The 20,690-nt window shown below is 67.2% G+C and carries 19 protein-coding genes; 12 read left to right on the top strand and 7 right to left on the bottom strand.

Features of this window, described 5'->3' with window-relative positions:
- Nucleotides 1-115: 115 nt before the first annotated feature.
- A complete protein-coding gene (locus ETR14_RS13115; protein WP_129385179.1) occupies nucleotides 116-1,774 on the bottom strand; it encodes an MFS transporter in 1,659 nt (552 codons plus the stop codon).
- A 279-nt stretch (nucleotides 1,775-2,053) separates the two neighbouring features.
- Between ETR14_RS13115 and ETR14_RS13120 the strand changes: the two genes are divergently transcribed.
- From ETR14_RS13120 to ETR14_RS13145, 6 genes are read left to right on the top strand one after another with little or no spacing between them, the layout of a single operon-like run.
- On the top strand, nucleotides 2,054-2,434 hold the full coding sequence (locus ETR14_RS13120) for a CrcB family protein (RefSeq protein ID WP_129385180.1): 381 nt from the start codon (nucleotides 2,054-2,056) through the stop codon (nucleotides 2,432-2,434).
- Entirely contained in the window at nucleotides 2,431-3,582 is a 1,152-nt protein-coding gene (locus tag ETR14_RS13125; protein WP_129385182.1) for an RluA family pseudouridine synthase, read from the top strand. The genes ETR14_RS13120 and ETR14_RS13125 overlap by 4 nt, the downstream gene beginning before the upstream one ends.
- Nucleotides 3,582-4,211 (top strand): FMN-binding negative transcriptional regulator, encoded by a 630-nt coding sequence (locus ETR14_RS13130; RefSeq protein WP_129385184.1) that lies wholly within the window; start codon nucleotides 3,582-3,584, stop codon nucleotides 4,209-4,211. Before ETR14_RS13125 ends, ETR14_RS13130 begins: the two co-directional genes overlap by 1 nt.
- Nucleotides 4,208-4,867 carry an HAD-IA family hydrolase gene (locus ETR14_RS13135; RefSeq protein ID WP_129385186.1) on the top strand — a complete coding sequence of 220 codons (660 nt, stop codon included), beginning with the start codon at nucleotides 4,208-4,210 and terminating at the stop codon, nucleotides 4,865-4,867. The genes ETR14_RS13130 and ETR14_RS13135 overlap by 4 nt, the downstream gene beginning before the upstream one ends.
- On the top strand, nucleotides 4,864-5,109 hold the full coding sequence (locus ETR14_RS13140) for a hypothetical protein (RefSeq protein WP_129385188.1): 246 nt from the start codon (nucleotides 4,864-4,866) through the stop codon (nucleotides 5,107-5,109). The genes ETR14_RS13135 and ETR14_RS13140 overlap by 4 nt, the downstream gene beginning before the upstream one ends.
- Nucleotides 5,106-5,795, top strand: coding sequence for an ATP12 family chaperone protein (locus tag ETR14_RS13145; RefSeq protein WP_129385190.1), 690 nt, complete (start codon nucleotides 5,106-5,108; stop codon nucleotides 5,793-5,795). The genes ETR14_RS13140 and ETR14_RS13145 overlap by 4 nt, the downstream gene beginning before the upstream one ends.
- 24 nt (nucleotides 5,796-5,819) lie before the next feature.
- Here ETR14_RS13145 and ETR14_RS13150 read toward each other — a convergent pair whose 3' ends face one another.
- Nucleotides 5,820-6,458: a hypothetical protein gene (locus tag ETR14_RS13150; RefSeq protein WP_206185826.1), complete on the bottom strand. Its 639-nt coding sequence runs from the start codon at nucleotides 6,456-6,458 to the stop codon at nucleotides 5,820-5,822.
- A 105-nt stretch (nucleotides 6,459-6,563) separates the two neighbouring features.
- Entirely contained in the window at nucleotides 6,564-7,196 is a 633-nt protein-coding gene (gene gmk / locus ETR14_RS13155; RefSeq protein WP_129385192.1) for a guanylate kinase, read from the bottom strand.
- A gap of 47 nt (nucleotides 7,197-7,243) precedes the next feature.
- Here gmk and ETR14_RS13160 point away from each other — a divergent pair, with 47 nt between their 5' ends.
- Nucleotides 7,244-7,777: a DUF1697 domain-containing protein gene (locus tag ETR14_RS13160; protein WP_129385194.1), complete on the top strand. Its 534-nt coding sequence runs from the start codon at nucleotides 7,244-7,246 to the stop codon at nucleotides 7,775-7,777.
- On the top strand, nucleotides 7,774-8,361 hold the full coding sequence (locus ETR14_RS13165; protein ID WP_129385196.1) for a DUF2585 domain-containing protein: 588 nt from the start codon (nucleotides 7,774-7,776) through the stop codon (nucleotides 8,359-8,361). The genes ETR14_RS13160 and ETR14_RS13165 overlap by 4 nt, the downstream gene beginning before the upstream one ends.
- Nucleotides 8,362-8,480: 119 nt before the next feature.
- Here ETR14_RS13165 and ETR14_RS13170 read toward each other — a convergent pair whose 3' ends face one another.
- Nucleotides 8,481-8,672, bottom strand: a complete 192-nt coding sequence (locus ETR14_RS13170) for a DUF3606 domain-containing protein (RefSeq protein WP_129385197.1) — start codon at nucleotides 8,670-8,672, stop codon at nucleotides 8,481-8,483.
- Nucleotides 8,673-8,818: 146 nt separating this feature from the next.
- Here ETR14_RS13170 and ETR14_RS13175 point away from each other — a divergent pair, with 146 nt between their 5' ends.
- Nucleotides 8,819-10,303, top strand: coding sequence for an ATP-binding protein (locus ETR14_RS13175; RefSeq protein WP_129385199.1), 1,485 nt, complete (start codon nucleotides 8,819-8,821; stop codon nucleotides 10,301-10,303).
- Between the two features lie 141 nt (nucleotides 10,304-10,444).
- Here the strand turns inward: ETR14_RS13175 and ETR14_RS29190 are convergent, their stop codons facing one another.
- Complete coding sequence (locus ETR14_RS29190; protein ID WP_129385201.1) at nucleotides 10,445-13,573, bottom strand: PAS domain S-box protein; 3,129 nt, start codon at nucleotides 13,571-13,573, stop codon at nucleotides 10,445-10,447.
- Nucleotides 13,574-13,912: 339 nt separating this feature from the next.
- On the opposite strand from ETR14_RS29190, the gene ETR14_RS13185 reads away from it, so the two are divergent.
- Nucleotides 13,913-14,545: a D-Ala-D-Ala carboxypeptidase family metallohydrolase gene (locus tag ETR14_RS13185; RefSeq protein WP_165356427.1), complete on the top strand. Its 633-nt coding sequence runs from the start codon at nucleotides 13,913-13,915 to the stop codon at nucleotides 14,543-14,545.
- Nucleotides 14,546-14,662: 117 nt separating this feature from the next.
- Here the strand turns inward: ETR14_RS13185 and ETR14_RS13190 are convergent, their stop codons facing one another.
- Nucleotides 14,663-15,640, bottom strand: a complete 978-nt coding sequence (locus ETR14_RS13190; RefSeq protein WP_165356428.1) for a cytochrome D1 domain-containing protein — start codon at nucleotides 15,638-15,640, stop codon at nucleotides 14,663-14,665.
- 756 nt (nucleotides 15,641-16,396) lie between these two features.
- Between ETR14_RS13190 and lepA the strand changes: the two genes are divergently transcribed.
- Nucleotides 16,397-18,217: a translation elongation factor 4 gene (gene lepA, locus ETR14_RS13195; protein WP_129385207.1), complete on the top strand. Its 1,821-nt coding sequence runs from the start codon at nucleotides 16,397-16,399 to the stop codon at nucleotides 18,215-18,217.
- A gap of 143 nt (nucleotides 18,218-18,360) precedes the next feature.
- Entirely contained in the window at nucleotides 18,361-18,699 is a 339-nt protein-coding gene (locus tag ETR14_RS13200; RefSeq protein WP_129385209.1) for a DUF952 domain-containing protein, read from the top strand.
- Nucleotides 18,700-19,232: 533 nt separating this feature from the next.
- Here ETR14_RS13200 and ETR14_RS13205 read toward each other — a convergent pair.
- On the bottom strand, nucleotides 19,233-20,339 hold the full coding sequence (locus ETR14_RS13205) for a DUF5681 domain-containing protein (protein ID WP_129385211.1): 1,107 nt from the start codon (nucleotides 20,337-20,339) through the stop codon (nucleotides 19,233-19,235).
- Nucleotides 20,340-20,690 lie beyond the last annotated feature (351 nt).

A 20,690-nucleotide genomic window follows, 5' to 3' on the forward strand; every position in this document is an offset into this window, starting at 1 on the left:
TGAGGCGCTCGGCTGCATCGAGCAGCCTCGCGCCTGCCCCACCCTCAATCCCCTCCCCGTTGGGGAGGGGCGGTTTTAAAGAGGCGGGGCTGAGCAGGGTGTGGAGCTCTCCGCCTTACTCCTCGATCTTGCGGCGGAATGTCTCGGGCAGCAGCAGCAGGCCGATGACGACGGTCAGCGCGGCGACGACGATCGGGTACCAGAGGCCGTAATAGATGTCCCCCGTCGCGGCGACCATCGCGAAGGCGGTGGTCGGGAGGAAGCCGCCGAACCAGCCGTTGCCGATATGGTAGGGCAGCGACATCGACGTGTAGCGGATGCGGGTCGGGAACAGCTCGACGAGCAGGGCGGCGATCGGCCCGTAGACCATCGTCACATAGACGACCAGGATGGTGAGGATCAGGATGGCGAGCGGCTTGTTGATCGCGGCCGGATCGGCCTTGTCCGGATAGCCGGCGGCGGCGAGCCCGACCTTGGCACGCTCCTGGAACGACTTGATCGCCGCACCGCGGGTGGCGTCGTCGAGGCCGCGCGGGTCCACCCCTGCGACAGCAGTGTCGCCGATCCGCACTTCCGCCACGGTTCCGGCCGGGGCGGCGACGTTGGCGTAGGAAATGCCCGATCTGGCGAGGAAGGACTTGGCGATGTCGCAGCTCGTCCGGTCGAACTTGTTGCGGCCGATCGGATCGAACTGCACCGAGCATTCCGCATCATGGGCGATCACGGTCACCGGCGCGGTCGCCTGCGCTCGGTAGAGCGCAGGATTGGCGGCGCGCGACAGACCCTGGAAGAGCGGGAAATAGGTGAGGGCGGCAAGCGCGCAGCCTACGAGGATGATCTTCTTGCGGCCGATCCGGTCGGAAAGCCAGCCGAAGAAGACGAAACCTGGAGTCGCGATCGCAAGCGCGACGGCGATCATGATGTTGGCGGTCGCGCCGTCGACACGGAGCGATTTTTCCAGAAAGAACAGAGCGTAGAACTGGCCAGTATACCAGACCACCGCCTGGCCGGCGACGGCACCGAACAGGGCGATCAGGACGATCTTGAGATTGCCCCAGCGCGCAAAGGCCTCGGTGAGCGGGGCCTTGGATGTCTTCCCTTCCTCCTTCATCTTGCGAAAGACCGGGCTCTCGTTGAGCTTCAGCCGGATCCACATCGACACCGCCAGCAAGACGATCGAAACAATGAACGGGATTCGCCAGCCCCAGGCCGCGAAGGCCTCCTCGCCCATCGACGACCGGATCGAGATCACCACGATCAGCGCGGCGAACAGACCGAGCGTCGCGGTCGTCTGGATGAAGCTGGTGTAGAGGCCGCGGCGATGATCGGGCGCATGCTCGGCGACATAGGTCGCCGCGCCGCCATATTCGCCGCCGAGCGCCAGCCCCTGGAGCAGCCGGAGCAAGACGAGGGTGACCGGTGCGGCGACCCCGATCGAGGCGTAGCTCGGCAGCAGGCCAACCGCGAAGGTCGACAGGCCCATGATCCCCATCGTCACCAGGAAGGTGTTCTTGCGGCCGACGAGATCGCCGATCCTGCCGAACAGGATCGCACCGAACGGCCGAACCGCAAAGCCGGCGGCAAACGCGGCCAGGGCGAAGATGAACGCCGTCGACTCGTTCACGCCCGAGAAGAATTGGGCGGAGATGATCGTCGCGAGCAGCCCGTACAGGTAGAAGTCATACCATTCGAACACCGTGCCGAGCGATGAGGCGGCGATGACGAGCTTCTCGTTCTGGCGCAGTTCGACGCCGTCGACAGGTGCAGTGGCCATTCGTCCCCTCTTTGTGTTCTACTCCCTTGGTCGGCGAAAAGGCGTTGCCTCCGCAAGGAAAATGTTAGCGCTCTCACGTTCCTTCCATCGGCAGGTGGCCGCGCTCAAGCGCCATCCGGCCGACCCGGCCGAGCACGTCGACCGAACATGAGGGCGATCTCTCGGCGATCCGCAGACTAGCGCCCGCCGCCTAGCTGCGGATACTCCGAGCACGGCTCGTGCCGGGGGAACGGCCTTCCGCACTGGCGGAACCCTGCCCGCATCGCTACATCGCGCGTCATGCCCAATCTTCTTCTCGTCATGCTCGGCGGCGCAGCCGGCGCCGGCCTGCGCTACGGTGCCGGCCAGGCGGCCCTGCGCGCCTTCGGCGCCGGCTTCCCGTGGGGAACCCTGATCGTCAACATGACGGGAAGTCTGGCGATCGGCGTTCTTGCCGCCGTCCTGCTCGAGGACGGTGTCGGCGGCGATCGCGCGGCCTGGCTGCTGCTCGTCGTCGGCGGGCTCGGCGGGTTCACCACCTTCTCCTCGCTGAGCCTGGAGATGCTGTCGATGGCACAGCGAGGCCAGTTCGTTGCCGCCTTCGCTTACGCCGCAGGCTCGGTGATCGCCGGCCTTGCGCTTGCCGCGGGCGGTTTCGCGATCGGAAGGGCGGCGGCATGAGCGACAAGAAGATCGAGGCCGAAGTCCGGCAATTCACCGTCTCCGCCGACGATGACGGCATCCGGCTCGATCGCTGGTTCAAGCGCAATTTGCCCGATGCCAGCTTCAATCTCGTGTCTCGCTGGGCCCGCACCGGACAGTTGCGGGTGAACGGCAAACGTGCGACGCCGGGCGATCGCGTCGAAACCGGGCAGATCGTCCGCGTCCCCCCGGCCGAGACTCCGCCGCCCACGGCCGCGGCCAAGCCGAAGGTCGAGCGGCCGACGCTTACCGAAGACGAGATCGCGTTCGTCAACGAGATCGTCATTCACCGCGATCCCGCAGCCATCGTCGTCAACAAGCCGCCGGGCCTTGCAACCCAGGGCGGGACGAAGACCCACACCCATCTCGATGGCCTGCTCGATGGTCTCGCCGACGACGCCGGCAACCGCCCAAAGCTGGTCCATCGGCTCGACAAGGATACGTCTGGCGTGCTGCTGCTCGCGCGCAGCGCGCGGGCGGCGAGCTTCTTCTCGAAGAGCTTCTCCGGGCGCACGGCGCGGAAGGTCTACTGGGCGCTGGTGATCGGCGTGCCCGACATCAAGGACGGCTATATCGACCTGCCGATCGCCAAGCAGCCGGGGACTGGCGGCGAGAAGATGCACGTCGACGAGGAAGAGGGCCTCGCTGCGCGGACCCGCTACCGGATCGTCGAGCGGGCCGGCAACAGCACCGCCTGGGTCGAGCTGCAACCGCTCACCGGGCGCACCCATCAATTGCGCGTGCACATGGCTGCGATCGGCCATCCGATCGTCGGCGACGGCAAATATGGCGGTCAGGACGCGTTCCTCACCGGATCGATCAGCCGCAAGCTGCACCTCCACGCCCGTCGCCTGCGCATCGATCATCCCGACGGCGGCCAGATCGACGTTACCGCCGAACTGCCCGATCATTTCGCCGAGAGCATGGCCTATCTCGGCTTCGACCCGGCCGATGGCGACCTCCCGCTGGACGAGATCAAATTCTCCGAGACTGCGGAGGGGAAGCGCCGTGCCGCCGAGGCTGCCGCCAAGTCGCGCCGCAAGGAGCGCAAGGGCGAGCGCCGCAGCCGCGGCAATGGCTCCGAAGGCGGGCGGAGCAATTCGGGTGGCGGCCGGAGCAAGCGCTGATGCATCCCAATCGCAAGTTCCACATCGAGGATCGGGCGACGATGGCCGCGCTGGTGCGCAGCGTCGGATTCGGGACGCTCGTCGTCGGAACCGAAGACGGGCTTCGTGCCGTTCACCTGCCGCTGCTGCTGCAGGGCGATCGGCTGCGCTTCCATGTCGCGCGCGGCAACAAGGTCCATTCGGCACTGCTCGCCGGCGCCGACGCACTGGTGGTGGTCAACGGGCCCGACGCTTATGTCAGCCCCGACTGGTACGGCCAGCCCGGACGGGTGCCGACCTGGAACTATGTCGCCGTCGAGATGAACGGCCGCGCGGTGCCGCTCGGGCGCGACGCGCTGATCCGGCTGATGGACGATCTGTCGGCCGAGCATGAAGAAAAGCTCGCGCCGAAGACGCCGTGGACTCGCGAAAAGGTCGATCCCGCTTTGTTCGAGGGCCTGCTGAAGGCGATCACCGGCTTCGAGATCCCTGTCGTCGAATGGCGCGGGACCGCCAAGCTCGACCAGGACAAGCCCGACGACGTCCGCGCGCGGCTGGCCGATGCGATGGCCGCAGCGGGCTGGCCGGAGGCGGCCGAGCTGGTTCGGACGCCATCGCTGGTGACGCAGCCGCCGGTGCCGTTGTCGTGAACCGGCTCGCCATCTTCGACTGCGACGGCACGCTGGTCGACGGCCAGGCCAACATCTGCCTGGCGATGGAGGCCTGTTTCGCCGAAGCCGGGCTGCCGCAGCCGGCGCGCGACCGCACCCGCCGCATCGTCGGCCTCAGCCTGGTCGAAGCGATGCAGGATCTGCTCCCTGAAGCGGATGCGTCGGAGCATCGTCGCATGGCCGACGCCTACAAGCGCGCCTATCAGGCGCTTCGCGCCCGTGGCCTGGCGGTCGAGCCGCTCTATGACGGCATTGCCGATGTGCTGGCGGAGATGGAGGCTGATGGCTGGCTGCTCGGCATCGCAACCGGCAAATCGGACCGCGGCCTGGCGATCTGCCTCGATCATCACGGCCTTGCCCACCATTTCTGCACGCTGCAGACGGCCGATCGGCATCCCTCGAAGCCGCACCCTTCGATGATCGAGACGGCGCTTGCCGACGCCGGGGCCGATCCCGCACGCAGCATGATGATCGGCGACACCAGCTACGACATGATCATGGCGAAGCAGGCCGGCGTGGTCGCGGTCGGCGTATCCTGGGGCTATCATCCGCCCGAGGAACTCCTCGCCGCGGGCGCCGATATCATCGTCCACGCACCGCGCGAGATCGCCGCATTGATGAAGGCGCACGTATGAGCCCGCCAGAACCGCCGCGCCACGATGAAGCCTATTGGCGCAACCGCTTCATCCTGATCAACCTCGCCGGGATCGGCGGCACCGCCGTTGCGCTGCTCGGCCTGTTCGTCTGGTATTCGGATTTCCTGGTGCCGGGCGGATCGATGGCGATCGGCCTGCCGCTGGCGCTCGGCGGCGTCGTTGCGAGCTTCGTCCTGCCCAAATACCTCGCCCGGCGCTGGCGGAGCCCACCCGGCCAATGAAGCGCTTCTACAAGCAGGCGGCGGCACGTGCCGTCGGCGGCGGCGTGACGATCGAACTCGATGGACGGCCGGTGAAGACTCCGGCGCGGGCGGGATTGATCGTGCCGACGGAGGAACTCGCCGAGGCGATCGCGGCCGAATGGAACGGGCAGGGAGAGCAGATCGATCCGAGGACGATGCCGCTGACCGGACTTGCCAATGCGGCGATCGATCGGGTCGCACCCGATGCCGACAGCTTTGCCGGCGGGCTCGCCGCTTATGCCGAAAGCGATCTGCTCTGCTACCGCGCGGACGGGCCGCAGCCTCTGGTCGCCCGTCAGGCGGAGCGCTGGGATCCGTTGCTCGCGTGGGCAGAGCGGCGCTTCGGTGTCGCATTCACCCTCGCAACCGGCGTCATGCACCGCCCGCAACCGCCGGAGACGGTGGCCCGCCTCGGCGCGGAGATCCGTGCCCGCGATCCGTTCCGGCTGGCGGCGATGTCGCCGCTGGTCACCATCTCCGGATCGATCGTGATCGCGCTGGCTCTGGCGGAAGGAGAGATCCGGCTCGGCGACGCCTGGGCGGCGGCTACTCTCGACGAAGCCTGGCAGGCGGAGCAATGGGGCGAAGACGCCCTCGCCGCGCAGGCGCTCGCCGCCCGCGAGCAGGATTTCGACGCCGCCTACCAGTTCCTGACCCTGCTCTGACGTCGCTCCCGGATCGGGCTCGGCTCAGATGCCTTCGCCTGTCCCCCGCACTTCCGCCTCCGCAACGGAGGCATGGGGGTGGGCATTGGCTTCGCGCGGCTCGTATACGGCGCTTACCCCCTTCGGCAGGAACCAGCGGGCGATGATCAGCCCGGCGGCGATCAGGGCCGCGGCATCGGCGATGAACAGATAGATGAAGTGCAGCCAATCGTGATGATAGTAGATCGGCTCGCCAAGGTGCATGAACGCGGACGCCGCCACCGCAAGGATGGCGACGACGCGCGCCCGCGACGGGAAATCGGGCACGCGGCGGTCGATCCCGATCAAGGCAGCGCCGATCAGCAGGGCGACGATGAAGTCGAGCACCAGTCCGCCGAGCAGGGCGCCGGTGTCCATCGCCGGAAAGCCGCCTGCATTGTAGTGAATGGTGGCGATCGGCCCGCGTCCGTACATCGTCGTCTGCGCCGCCGATGTCGCGGGGTTCGGCACGATATAGGTGCCGGTGCCCTGTAGATTGGTGGCGAGGCTGCGCTGGACGGCGGCGGCGGGAAGATCGTCCAGGCTGCGGGTCGCGATGTTCTGCAGCCCGCTGGCGAAGAAGATGAAGCCGATCACGAACATGGCCAGTGCGGCCGGAACCGCGCCGATGATCACCCGGATCATGATGTCCTCCCTGTTGCACGGCGACGCGAGCCGCCGCGTTTCGGGAGAGTAACGCAATCGCCGTGAAGAAGGTACCGCCGGCAGGCGCGCGAACCGGCGGAGCGATCAGCCGAGCAGGTCGGCGACGAAGTCGTTGAGGAAGATTCGCCGCGTCGCCTTGAGCCGTTCGGCCTTGAGCACGGTGTGCACCAGCTTCAGGCAATGCTCGGCATCGTCGTTGATGAAGACATAGTCGTAATCGGCCCAATGGCTGATCTCGACTTCTGCGCGTGCCATGCGGCCGGTGATCACCTCGTCGCTGTCGGTGGCGCGGGTGCGCAGCCGGCGCTCGAGCTCCTCCATCGAAGGCGGCAGGATGAACACCCGGACGATGTCCGGATCGACCTGCTTCAGCTGCTGGGTGCCCTGCCAGTCGATGTCGAGCAGCACGTCGCGGCCGCTCTCGATCTGCTTCACCACCTCGCTCTTCAAGGTGCCGTAGCGGTGCCCGAAGACGTGCGCCCATTCGAGGAAGCGGCCGTCTGCGACGAGCTGGTCGAACGCTTCCGGCGAGACGAAATGATAGTCGCGGCCGTCGACCTCGCCTGGACGGATCGGGCGGGTCGTCGCCGAAACCGACAGGCCGATGCCCTCGTCGCGCTGCAGGATCATGCGCGCGATCGTCGACTTGCCCGCCCCGCTGGGGCTGGAAAGAACGAAAAGGAGCCCGCGTCGCTTGAGGGGATTGACCATCGCCATGGCCGCCCTTGGCTTGGCAGCGGCGCCCGCGTCAAGCAGGATGGCGCATGGCCCGATTCATCGCACTACTCCGCGGCATCAATGTCGGCGGTCACCGCAAGCTCCCGATGGCCGATCTCAGGAGCTTGGCGGAGGGCCTCGGCCTTGCGGGCGTCCGCACCTACGTCGCCAGCGGCAATCTCGTCTTTTCCGCCGACGGCCAGGACGCGGGGACACTGGAGGTCCGCCTGGAGGGCGCGATCGCGGAACGCTTCGGCTTCGCCGTCGACGTGATCGTCCGGGAGGCCGATCATTGGGCGCGGCTCGCGGCGGGCAACCCATTTCCCGAGCAGAGCGCCGCCACACCCAATTACGTCATGATGACGATCGGCAAGCGACCCGCAACGGACGCGGACGTCGAGGCGCTGCGGCCGCGCGCTGCGGCCGACGAGAGGGTGGAGCGGGTGGGCGAGGCCTTGTGGTTCTGGTTCGGCGCCGGCTCCGGCAGATCGAAGCTGGCCGCCGCCCCGCTCAGGGACGTGTGGACGGCGCGGAACTGGCGCACGGTGCAAACGATCGGCACCCTGCTGGAGGCGCAATGAACCGTCTGACCGCGACCGGCCCTGTGCCCGTGATCGCCGCCCGCTACTGGTTCATCGCGCTCGCAATCGTTGCCGTCACCGCCGTGATCCTGCTGGCGATGGGGCGGCCGCCGATCTGCACCTGCGGCGAGATCAGGCTCTGGACCGGGGCGGTCAACAGCGCCGACAACAGCCAGCACATCGCCGACTGGTACACGCCGAGCCACATCATCCACGGCTTCCTCTTCTATCTGCTCGGCTGGCTGTTCCTTCGCGGCAACCCGCCCGGGGACAGGCTGCTCGCGGCGGTGCTGATCGAAGCAGGCTGGGAATTGCTCGAGAACAGTCCGATCATCATCGATCGCTATCGTCAGACGACGATTGCGCTCGGCTATAGCGGCGACAGCGTCTTGAATTCGGTCGCCGACATCGGCTGGATGTGCTTCGGCTTCGCGCTCGCCCGCCGCTTGCCGCTATGGGCCACGCTGAGTTTGGCGGCGGGGTTCGAATTGCTCACCCTGCTGATCATCCGGGACAATCTGATCCTGAACGTCCTGATGCTGGTCGCCCCGATCGACGCGATCCGGGTGTGGCAGGCGGGATGACTCCTCTCCCCTGAAGGGAGAGGCCGAGAGAGGGGGAGTCGGTGGCCTTGCCGGCTACTCGGAACATGCCCCCGAATCTGCCCCTCTCCCTACCCTCTCCCCTGAAGGGGAGAGGAAATTTACGCCTCCGTCTTCAGCTTCTTCGCTTCGCGGTCGAGGACTTCGCGGCTGTTGCCGAAGCGCTGGATCAAGTCTTCGGCCTGGGCGCGATGGAGGCCGTGCTTGCGGGCGAAATAGTCGACTTCGTAGGTTTCCTCGCCGGACACGCGGGCGCGAACCTGGCCGCCGCGCTTGCTCTTGTCGTCGGACATGCATCGTCTCCTTGGTTGTTACGGTGCGGCAACGCGGCGGCGAATCGGCGGTTCCGGACGGCTTTGCCCGCGGATGACGCAAGCGGCTGACAAACAAGGGCTCTTGTGCCTTGTCGCCTGCCCGCCGCTCGTCCAAGAGAGCTGCCATGTCCGTGATGATCGAAATGGGGTCCGGCGCCGGCGGCGCGGCGGTGACGATGGACCTCGAAGAGCTGCTTGCCACGCGTCTTCTCGTCCAGGGCAATAGCGGCTCGGGCAAGTCGCATCTGCTGCGCCGCCTGCTCGAGGAGAGCGCCGGCGTCGTCCAGCAGATCATCATCGATCCGGAAGGCGATTTCGTCTCGCTGGACGAGTTCGGCCACCTGCCGATCGACGCCACCGGCTACAGCCACAACGAAATCGCCAAGATGGCGTCGCGGGTGCGCGAGCATCGCGCGTCCTGCGTGCTCAGCCTCGAGGGACTGGAGATGGACGCGCAAATGCGCTGCGCCGCCACCTTCCTGTCCGCCTTGTTCGATGCGCCGCGCGACCATTGGTATCCCGCCCTGGTCGTCGTCGACGAGGCTCAGGTGTTCGCGCCGTCGGCCGCCGGCGAGGTCAGCGACGAGGCGCGGCGGCTGTCGCTCGGGGCGATGACCAATCTCATGTGCCGCGGCCGCAAGCGCGGCCTCGCCGGCATCATCGCCACCCAGCGTCTCGCCAAGCTCGCCAAGAACGTTGCCGCCGAGGCGTCCAACTTCCTGATGGGCCGCACCTTCCTCGACATCGACATGGCTCGCGCCTCCGATCTGCTCGGCATGGAGCGCCGCCAGGCCGAGCAGATCCGCGATCTCCAGCGCGGCGAGTTCCTGGCGCTCGGACCCGCGCTGTCGCGGCGGCCGGTCAACGTCAAGATCGGACCGGTGCGGACCTCGGCGCGCAGCTCCAGCCCGAAGCTGGTGCCCTTGCCCAAGGCCGACGCCGGTTTCGGCGACCTGTTCAGCGGTCTCGCCGATGCGCCGCCGCCCCCGCCGCCGCCGCCGGTCCCGCGGCCGACTCCTACGGAAGACATGCTGCGAGCGCTCGAATCGGCGGCCGATTCGCCGCGCCAGCCGTCGCGCACCGAGCTGCTCGAGGTCGACGAGGAGACGCGCGCGCGGATCATCGACACCGCGCTGGCCGGGGTGGTCGCCGAAGCCGGCAGCCAGCCGCTGCCCGTCCTCTATCAGGATTTCGGAGTCCGCTGCCGCATGCTCGGTCTCGCCGGCCAGGCGCTCGATCTGCCCGCCTTCCGGCGGCGCCTCGCCATGGCCAAGGCCGGCATTCCTGCCGATGCGGAGGGGTGGGACGGCGCCCTGGCGCTCGCCGACATCGTGCCGGAGGACATGCACCCGGTGCTGCTCCTGCTGGCGCGCACGGCGCGCGAGCGCGCGCCCTGTCCGACCGACGAGGAACTTGCCCGCATCTACGGCACCAGCTCGACCGCGCGCCTGCGCCGGGTGCTCGCTTTCTTGGAAGAGCAACACATCATCGTCACCCGCATCGATCTCTCCGGCAAGCGCTCGGTCACCCTGCCGTCGCTCGGCTGGACCACCGCGCCGTCCGAAGCCGAGCACGAGAAGCCGCAAGCGCGGGTGGCGCGGCGGCGCTAAGCTTCAGAGCTCCCTCTTGCCGATCTCGTACTCGGATCGAAGGACGCGCAAAGTCGGGCATCGAGCGCGCCTTTGCGCACCCACCCCCACCCCCTTCCTGAATGCGGGAGGGGCGTGCTCTGCAGCGTTGGCGAGCGGCGCCTATCCCCGCTGGCACTTCACGCCGACGCTGCGCAGGGCGTCGGCGAGCTTGGCGCCGGTATAAGGCTTGCCGATCACGCCGGTGCAGCGATCGCCGGCGAAGGCGTCGCGCAGCGCCGCTTCCCCGGTCTCGGCGGTGATCAGGATCGGCAGATCCTGGTGGAGGGCGCGCACTTCCGCGGCGAGGGTCTCGCCGCTGCGGTCGCCGAGGTTCCGATCGATCAGGACGACATCGTAGCGCCCTTGCGCCGAGCGAATCTTGCCGAGGGCTTCGCCGGCAGTGGCGGCTTCCTCGGTCGCGTACCCGGCCGCGGTCAGCGCCTCCATCGCCAGCAGCCGCACGGTCGGTTCGGCCTCGACCACCAGCACCCGGCCGGTGCGGCCGCGATCGAGCATGTCGCGCACCTTCTGCGACAGCGCGGCATAGGTGAACGGCTTGGCGATCATCTCGACGCCGGGATCGAGCCGGCCGCCATGGACGATCGCGTCGCGGGTGTAGCCGGACGTATAGAGCACGGTGAGATCGGGCTGCCGCCCGCGCGCGATCTCGACCAGCTCGCGGCCCGACATGGCCGGCATGACGACGTCGGTGAACAGCAGATCGATCGGCCGATCCTGGCGCTCGAGCAGGCGCAGCGCAGACGGGCCGTCATGCGCTTCGAGCACCCGGTAGCCGAGCTCGCGCAGGCATTCGACGGTGTAGGCGCGGACGTCGTCATCGTCCTCGACGACCAGGATCGTCTCGGCCTCGCGGCTGACCTCCAGGCCGCTGGTCAGGCTGGTCTCCTCGGCCGCGCCGACATCGTTCATCAGCCGCGGCAGATAGATCTTGACCGTGGTGCCGTGGCCGAGCTCCGAATAGATCTTCACATGCCCGCCGGACTGCTTGACGAAGCCATAGACCATCGACAGCCCGAGGCCGGTGCCCTTGCCGACCTCCTTGGTGGTGAAGAAAGGCTCGAACACCCGCTCGATCGTCTCGCGGCCCATGCCCTCGCCGGTGTCGGTGACGGCGATCACGACATATTGGCCGGGCGCAACTTCGGCATGCTGGGCGCTATATTCCTCGTCGAGCCGGGCATTGGCGGTCTCGATGGTCAGCTGCCCCCCTTCGGGCATGGCATCGCGGGCGTTGACCGCAAGGTTCAGCACCGCGCTCTCGAGCTGGTTGGGATCGGCCTCGACCCGCCACAGGCCGGGGGACGTCACGATCTCCAGCTGCACGGTCTCGCCAAGGGCGCGGTTCAGAAGATCGGACATGCCGACGACCAATTTGTCGACGTCGAGCGGCTTCGGTGCGAGCGGCTGGCGGCGCGAGAAAGCGAGCAGCCGTTGGGTGAGAGCGGCGGCGCGCTCGGCACCCTTCATCGCATTTTCGAGCGCACGCCGGGCGCGCGGATCGGGCGCGCCGGCGGCGTCGAGCGCGCGCTTGGCCATGTCGATATTGCCGGTGACGACGGTCAGCAGATTGTTGAAATCGTGGGCGATGCCGCCGGTCAGCTGGCCGACGCTCTCCATCTTCTGGCTCTGCCGGAGTGCTTCCTGCGCGCGGGCGAGCTCCTCGGCCGCCTGCTTCTCGGCATCGATGTCGCGGGCGACCGCGTGGATGAACTGCGTGTCCGGCACCGCCGTCCACGACAGCCAGGCATAGGATCCGTCCCGGCGCCGATAGCGGTTTTCGAACCGCAAGGTGGTGAGTCCGTCGGACAGGCGGCCGGCCTCGGCGAGCGTCGCCTCGCGATCGTCGGGATGAACGAGATCGAGGAAGGAGCGGCCGATCAATTCCTCCTCGGACCAGCCGAGCAGGGTGGTCCAGGCGGGGTTCACCGCCGAGATCGTCGCATCGAAGCCGGCGACCAGCATCAGATCGGTCGACAGCCGCCAGATCCGGTCGCGGTCGGCGGTGCGTTCCGCCACTCTTTGCTCAAGCGTTGTGGTCATCGCCCGCAGCTGGTCCCGGGCAACTCGCAGGTCGTGAATGTCGGTGCAGGTGCCGTACCAGCGGGTGATCCGCCCCGCGGCGTCGCGGACCGGCTGGGCGCGGCCGAGCACCCAGCGATACTCGCCCGAACGGTGCCGCAGGCGATATTCGATATGATAGGGTTCGCCGGTTTCGAGCGAATGCTGCCACACCGCCCAGGCGCGGTCGCGATCCTCCGGATGGAAGATGTTGTTCCAGCCGGCGCCTTCGGTGGAGCCCGCCGGAACTCCGGTAAATTCGTACCAGCGGCTGTTGAAATAATCGTGATAGCCGTCGGCGCGCGTCGCCCAGATCATCTGATCGATCGAGTCGGCGATCGCCTGCAGCCGCGCCTCGCTCTCCTTCAGCGCGGTCTCGACCGCCTTGCGCTCGCTCAAGTCGAGCATCGCACCGATCATCCGGCACGCGCGCCCGGTGCCGTTGCGCAGCACGGCGCCGCGATCGAGAATGTCCGCATAGCTGCCGTCCGCCCGCCGGAACCGATATTCGGCGTTCCAGCTGTCGGCGACGCCGTCGATCACCGCCTGAATGCTCTCCACCACCCGGCCCCGATCGTCCGGGTGGATGGTGTCCTTCCACCAGCGGCCGTTCGGGCCGACCGAATCGGCCGCATAGCCGAACAGGGTCTGCACAGCCTCGTTCCAGCGGATGTGATCGGTGGCGAGATCCCAGTCCCAGATCGCGTCGTTGGTCGCCTGCGCGACCAGCCGGTAGCGATCCTCGGCTTCACCGATCGCCGCATCCCTGGCGTGCTCGGCCGCGACGTTGCGCGCCTCGATGATCGTGCCGACCGGTTCGCCGGCCTCGTTGCGGATCGGCGAGGCGGTGAAGGCGACCGGGTAGAAATGGCCGTCCTTGTGGACGAAAATCTCCTCGCCCTGGACCCGGTTGCGCTCGGGGAAGGCGCGATCGATCGGGCAGTCTTCGATCGGGTAGGGGCGGCCGTCGGGGTGGCGATGGTGGACGGCCTCGTGGAGGGTGCGACCCTTGATCTCGTCGAGCCGGTAGCCGGTCAGCGTCTCGGCCGCCCGGTTCATGAACACGCATTGCTGCCGCGCGTCCATGACGAACAGGGCCATTTCGGTATTGTCGATGATCGCATCGAGATGCCGCGAGGGATCGAGCAGGCGGGAGGGCTGGGAGAGCATGAGGACTTTGCGTCAGAATTGAGGAGGCGGCCCGGGCCGGCCGCGGTCGGCGATCAGGGCCAGAGACTGGCGGGTGGTGTGCAGGATGCGGCGCAGAGATAGGGAGCGGCGGTGCCGCTGCAAAGCGGATGAGACACGCTCGACGCGGGCATGTGCCGCCGGTGCGCGCACTGAAGCTTTGCCGGCCTGCATGATCTTCCCCCTTCGTCCCGCTCAACGCACGGCCCGCCGACATGGATGCAACCTTTTCTTGGCGGGGAGGGGAAGACGTGTTTAGCACGGGATCGCAACGACTCGGGCGCATGTTGAAACTCTCGGGAAATGCACTATCTTGTTGATATGAAAAAACTAATCCGGCTTGCTGCGCTGGCGCTTACCGCGCTTTTCGCCACCCCGACGCTCGCTCAGAGCATGGCCGAGGGACAGAATAAGGCGGATTATCTCGCCTGGCTGGCGCGCGATCCCGGCGCCCGCGCCGAAGTGCTTTCGTTCAAATCCTATCTGGAGGCCGCCGGCGTCGAGGACGTCGTGCCCACCTGGCAGCTGGTGCGCACCGCCAGCGACTGGCGCGAATGCGCAGGGCCGCGCTTCGAAGTCGCGCCGATGGGCGAGTGGGTGCACATTTCCGAGACGCTGGAATTCGTGAAAGCCCATGTCGAACCGGTGATCGGCCGGGTCGAAGCTCTGTCCGGCTTTCGCAACGAGGCGCTCAACCAATGCGCCGGCGGCGCCAAGGCGAGCGCCCACCGCCATTTCTACGCGCTCGATCTCACTCCGGCGAGCGTCGACATGTCGCGCGACGCGATGATCCGCAGCATCTGCAAGATCCACGGCTTCCGCGGCCGTGAGTATGACATCGGCCTCGGCTTCTATTCGGGCCGCCGCTTCCACGTCGATTCGAAGGGCTTCCGCATGTGGGGCGCCAACGGCAAGGGCGCGACCAGCCCCTGCGTGACGGGCAATTACGCCTGAGCCCCGCGAAACGCCGGCCGCGGCTGGCGGGCGATTCCATGAGTGTGAAGCCTCCTCGGCACGCAGGGCCGAAAGCGGGCAGCCCGATCTGAGGTGATCAGGCCATGGGCTGAGGCTTCAAGGCGCAACGGCGAGGCCGTCGCCGGCCTTGCCGGCCTCGAGCCGGCGCAGGACCTTGCCGCTGGCGAAATCGACTTCCGCCACCTGATTGCGGCCGGTCTCGGCGACGTAGAGCCTGGCGCCGTCCGCCGAGAACAGGATCGTCACCTGCTGCGCCTCGGCATTGCCGCTGACCCTTATGTCCCGCACCTTCCTGCGCGTCCTCGCGTCGATCACGCTGAGGCCGCCGGTCTCGAGGTCGGAACTCACCACCCATTTGCCGTCTGGGCTGATCGCCAGCCGGATCGGGCGGCCGCCAGTCGCGACCACGGCGATCGGATCATGCACGTCGACGGAGGTCGAGAACGCCTGGACCCGCGCGCCCTTGTTGTCGCCGACCCAGAGGATCTTGCCGTCCGCCGACAGCGCGATCGCCTCAGGCTCCCCGCCGACAGCGATGTCCCGCAGCTTCCGCCCCGCTTCGAGATCGAGAACGCTGACCGTCCCCGAGCGCATGTTGGCGGTGTAGGCGCGCCGGCCGTCGCGGCTGACCACGACCATGTGGGTCGCCTCCTGCGCGGTCGGGATCGTCGATACGGCGTCGCTTTTGCGCGTGTCGACGATGGTCAGGCTGCGGCTGCGCTCGGTGGTCGCGATCAGGCGGCCGTCTGCCAGCCAGACGAGGCCGTGCGGCCCGGCATTGGGCGACAGGTCGATCGTCCGCAGTCTGGTGCGCGCGGCGATGTCGAAGATGTCGATCGACGCGCCGCCATAGGCGACCACCGCCGCCTGCCTGCCGTCGGGGGAGAGCGCGATTTCGTGCGGCATTCGGCCGGTGGCGGCGCGGCCGAGCTCCTTGCCGGTGGCGAGATCGATGAAGCTCAGACTGTCCTCGCCCTTGTTGCCGACGAGCAGAGTTTCCGCTGCGGCCGGCGTGGCGGTGGTGACGAGCAGGGCGGCAGTGACGAGCAGGGCGGCAGGGGCGGGACGCTTCATCGGGATGTCCTTGAAGTGAGAGGGCATCCTATCGTCGTCCAAGCCGGCGGGGGAGAGGGGAACGGCGTTTTCCTCCTGTTCCCGCTGCTTTCTTCCCCCGGCAACTATGTCGAAGCTTTCTGGTCCTATCCGCGGAGCGTGGACCGATGGCGCTGGGGCACGCGGGGTATTCGCCGGCGGTCGTATGAAAGCACGCATGATGTTCGCGCGCTTCGCAATCTCCCCGCCATCGTGACCACGCCCTCGCTTCGCCACTGAAGCCCAGCCGCCGATTGCGCCGCTTTCTGACGCGAAGGCGCGAAGGACGCCAAGAGCGCGAGGTGGGCGTTTCATACGGTCGCATCGATCCGGTCGGCGCACGAGGCATGACGGTGATGGTGGCACAGGGAGGACTGCCGGAATGCTGACGGCCGTCGTCCAGATCCTCTTCGCGATCGTCGCGGTCTACGCGTCCTTCGCGAAAAAAATGCAGTCTCAAAGGCTTTGTACCGTGAGAGAAGGGCCACCCATGCGGCGCTTCCTTAGGACCGCACGGGGTGCCGTCCAGGCGCTACATCCTGCACGGAGTCGCGGATGGGAGATGCGGCATCGCGCATGCCCTCCCTGTTACGCCTTCGGTGGCTTGAGCGCACTGTGTCCGCTGCAGCGGCACGACGCCGGGTCTCGCGGCCGGCACCGATCCGATACCTCCCCACAATTTTTGGATTCTGCCGTCACCCCTGCTAGGGGCAGCGCCGAACCTTCCCGAAAAGACCGATGACCGATCTCAGCAAGCTCCGCAATTTCTCCATCATCGCCCATATCGATCATGGCAAGTCGACCCTTGCCGATCGCCTGATCCAGCGCACCGGCGGCCTTACCGAACGCGAGATGTCGAGCCAGGTGCTCGACAATATGGACATCGAGAAGGAACGCGGCATCACGATCAAGGCGCAGACGGTGCGCCTGGACTACAAGGCGAAGGACGGCGAGACCTATGTCCTGAACCTCATGGACACGCCGGGCCATGTCGACTTCGCCTATGAGGTCAGCCGCAGCCTCGCTGCCTGCGAAGGCGCGTTGCTGGTCGTCGACGCGGCGCAGGGTGTCGAGGCGCAGACCTTGGCCAACGTCTACCAGTCGATCGAGCATGACCACGAGATCGTGCCGGTGATCAACAAGGTCGATTTGCCCTCGGCCGATCCCGACAAGGTCAAGAAGGAGATCGAGGACATCGTCGGCCTGCCCGCCGACGATGCGGTGCTCGCTTCGGCCAAGACCGGAATCGGCATCGACGAGGTGCTGGAGGCGATCGTCACCAGGATCCCGCCGCCCAAGGGCGATCGCGAAGCGCCGCTGAAGGCGATGCTGGTCGACAGCTGGTACGATCCGTATCTCGGCGTCGTCATCCTGATCCGGGTGATCGACGGGTCGATCCGGAAGGGCCAGAACGTCAAGTTCATGGCCGGCGGCACCACCCATCTGGTCGACCGGGTCGGCGCGTTCCGGCCCAAGATCGAGCAACTGCCGGAGCTTGGGCCGGGCGAGATCGGCTTCATCACCGCCCAGATCAAGGACATTTCGGAAACAAGGGTCGGCGACACCATCACCGACGTGCGCCGTCCCGCCGCCGAGGCCTTGCCGGGCTTCAAGGAAGTGCAACCGGTGGTGTTCTGCGGCCTGTTCCCGGTCGACGCCGCCGAGTTCGAGAAATTGCGCGAGTCGATCTCCAAATTGAGGCTCAACGATGCCAGCTTCAGCTTCGAGATGGAGACTTCGGCGGCGCTCGGCTTCGGCTTCCGCTGCGGCTTCCTCGGTTTGCTCCATCTCGAGATCATCCAGGAGCGGCTGACCCGCGAATATGATCTCGACCTCATCACGACCGCACCAAGCGTCGTCTACCGCATCCACCTGACCAAGGCGGCGGGCGAGGCCGAGGCGCGGACGATCGAGCTGCACAATCCCGCCGACATGCCCGATCCGAACCGGATTGCGAGCATCGAGGAGCCGTGGATCGAGGCGACGATCTACGTGCCCGACGAATATCTCGGGCCGATCCTAAAGCTCTGCCAGGACCGTCGCGGCATCCAAAAAAATCTGACCTACGTCGCGGGCCGCGCGCAGCTCACCTACGAGCTGCCGCTCAACGAGGTCGTGTTCGATTTCTACGACCGGCTGAAATCGATCAGCCGCGGCTATGCCAGCTTCGACTATCACCAGATCGGCCACCGCGAGGGCGACCTCGTCAAGATGAGCATCCTCGTCAACAACGAGCCGGTCGACGCCTTGTCGATGATCGTCCACCGCGGCGCCGCCGAAGCGCGCGGCCGCCACATGTGCGAGCGGCTGAAGGACCTGATCCCGCGCCACCTGTTCAAGATTCCGATCCAGGCGGCGATCGGCGGCAAGGTCATCGCCCGGGAGACGATCGCAGCGCTTCGGAAGGACGTCACCGCGAAATGCTATGGCGGCGACATCAGCCGCAAGCGCAAGCTTCTCGACAAGCAGAAGGAAGGCAAGAAGAAGATGCGCGAGTACGGCTCGGTCAGCATCCCGCAGGAAGCCTTCATCGCCGCGCTGCGCATGGGCGAGGAGTGAGCGCTCGGCACGATGTGCCGAGCGGGATGGTGTTTCGGAACGATGCGGGACAGGGCGGCGGCACGGCTGAGGCGGTCGGTTCTTCAGCATTCAACAGGCGGACGGACGGGCGGCGCATCGGCGCCGCGCCGGGGAGAAGCGGAATGATGGAGAGAGTCGCCTACAAGGTGCTCGACGCCGACGAATTCGCCGGTCTGCAGCGCGGCGGCTGGCGCGGCGCGGCGATCGACCTGCAGGACGGCTTCATCCACCTCTCGGCCGCGGACCAGCTGACCGAGACGGTGGCCAAGCATTTCGCCGGCCGCACCAACCTGATCGTCGCCGCGGTGGATCTCGCCATGCTCGGCGACTCGGTGCGGTGGGAGGAATCGCGCGGCGGCGCGCTGTTCCCACACATCTACGGGGCCCTGCCGCCCGCGGCGGTGATCGCCCACACGCCGCTGTCGCGGAACGCGGACGGCGAGGTCGTCCGGCCGGGCTGAACCGGGTTCGGCCGCGCCGCCGCGCCTGTGATGTTCGAGCCGTAGAACCGGGGAAATACAGGTTTGCATCGGCGCTCGCCTGCCCGCGTGCCCCATTTCCCTTGCGGGCCCACGCGCGCACTGAAAGTGCTCGATGCGCAGTGGCTGCGGCCCCGCTGCCGCGCGAAAGCGGGGCGCGCCATCAACTTTGCCAATCCGTGACCTTCAAGAAGGGCAGGATGCCCGGAGCCGACGGAATTCGCGACGGACAGGGCAAGCATGTTCCGGCACGAACGGACGGGAACATAACAAGAACAGAAACGATGATCAAGGTTGAGCGTGCGCGTGCTCTTTCCTTGCCATGTCTTCGGTGCTTCGGCTGGCGCGGTAGGGGAGAATAGAGCGCTGATACGATCGTCCGCCGGTGTACGCCGTGGCCAAGGTCCGATGCTGCGTCGGAGAGAGGGGAACGTGCGGGCGTCCAGCCCGCACGTTCGCACCCACCCCCAGCTCTCCCTGAGTAGGGAGGGGAGTGATGGGGGGCGATCGCCGGGTCAGGCGGCGTGATGCAGACGGGGTTTCAGGATTGCGCCGCGCGTGCGGTTCGGGGCGACGGCGAACGCGACGCGGCCGGCGCAGGTCGATGCCAGCAGCCGCAGCGCCGTGCGTCGGCGCGTCGCGGCGCGGGCGGCCGGGAGCACGGTCGGCGGGCTGTCGCCGATGTTGGATCGCGGGACGGGATGCTCGGCCACAGGCGCTGGCGCAGCTGCCTTGGCAGCGGTCGCGACATGTGACGCACCACCGGAAGAACAGGCTGGATACAGGCGCTCCGCAAAGCCGGAGGGCGCGATAACGGGCTCGGCCGCCCGCGTTGAGGCGCGGTGATCCCGCAGGTCGGCAGCGCCGAAAGCGCGTGAAGACGCGCTGGGCTCCTGAGCCGTATAGGACTCGGCGGATGTCATGGTGTCGATGACGCGGCTGGCCGTCGCATCGGAAGAACAGGTCGAATACAGGCTCGCGTTGTTGTCGCTGTCGTCGGCTACGTGTTCGGCCGGGCGGGCGGGGTTGCCGTGACCCGTGCGGCGCTTCCCGCTCTCGCCGCGTGTCGAACACCCGCGATTGGAGGGACCCTCGGCGCAGGATCCATCTGCTCGGCCCCCGGCCTTTTGGTCGATTTCGACCGCAACGACAGGCGAAATACAGGCGGAGGTCGGCGCGGCTGCGTTCCCGGTGGCACTTTGCCGGGAACGAGACTGGTCGGACGGCCTTGCGGCCGCCTGCAGACTCCTGGTCTGGGCGGCGAGCACGGCCATGACTTTTTGCGCCTCGCAGGGCGTGATCTCACCGGCGCCGAGCGCGACGATCACCGCCGATCCGGCCGAGACGGCATCGCCGATCGAGGTGACTTTCGGCAGATCAAGCTCGATCGGCGCGTCCTTGACCGGCGGCACCAGCCGGGTGAAGCAGACACGCAACGCCGGCCAGTCGCCGGCCAGCGCCCGATCGATGACCATCCGTGCGATCGCGGCGACGTCGCCTTCGTCGAGCAGATCACCGAGCATCGAGGCCTTGTTGCGCGATCCGCGCGGCCGCCCTGCGGGATTGCCGCTCTGGCCGGGAAGGAAGCGGCCGGCTTCGGTGCGGGTGGCCTGATCGTGCATGCGCGCTCTCCTGCAGAACCTGGATTGCAGCGGCTGCCGTGCTTCACGACCCGAGCCGCCGTATGTTCTCTCTTTGTTCTAGCATTTTGACTTGAATGTGCAAGCTGAAAGTTGCGAAACACGCAACGGCATGGCCGTCTGGATTAGGTGCGGCCGTTGCCCTTGGCGGACAGCATGCGGGTGAACCGGCCTTGCGGGGCTACGTCGACAGGTCCGGCAGGAGGGATGCAAGGTGTGCGCTCTCGCTGCCCACTTTCTTTTCGGCGACGTGGGCTCTGGCGCGTCCTCGGCCTGCTCCGGCGGACTCGCCCTGCCGACCGGCCGCATTAGCCGTTCGAGTGAGAAACCTGC

Origin of the sequence: Sphingosinicella sp. BN140058 (assembly GCF_004135585.1) — a bacterium.
In the GTDB taxonomy this organism is placed as follows: domain Bacteria; phylum Pseudomonadota; class Alphaproteobacteria; order Sphingomonadales; family Sphingomonadaceae; genus Allosphingosinicella.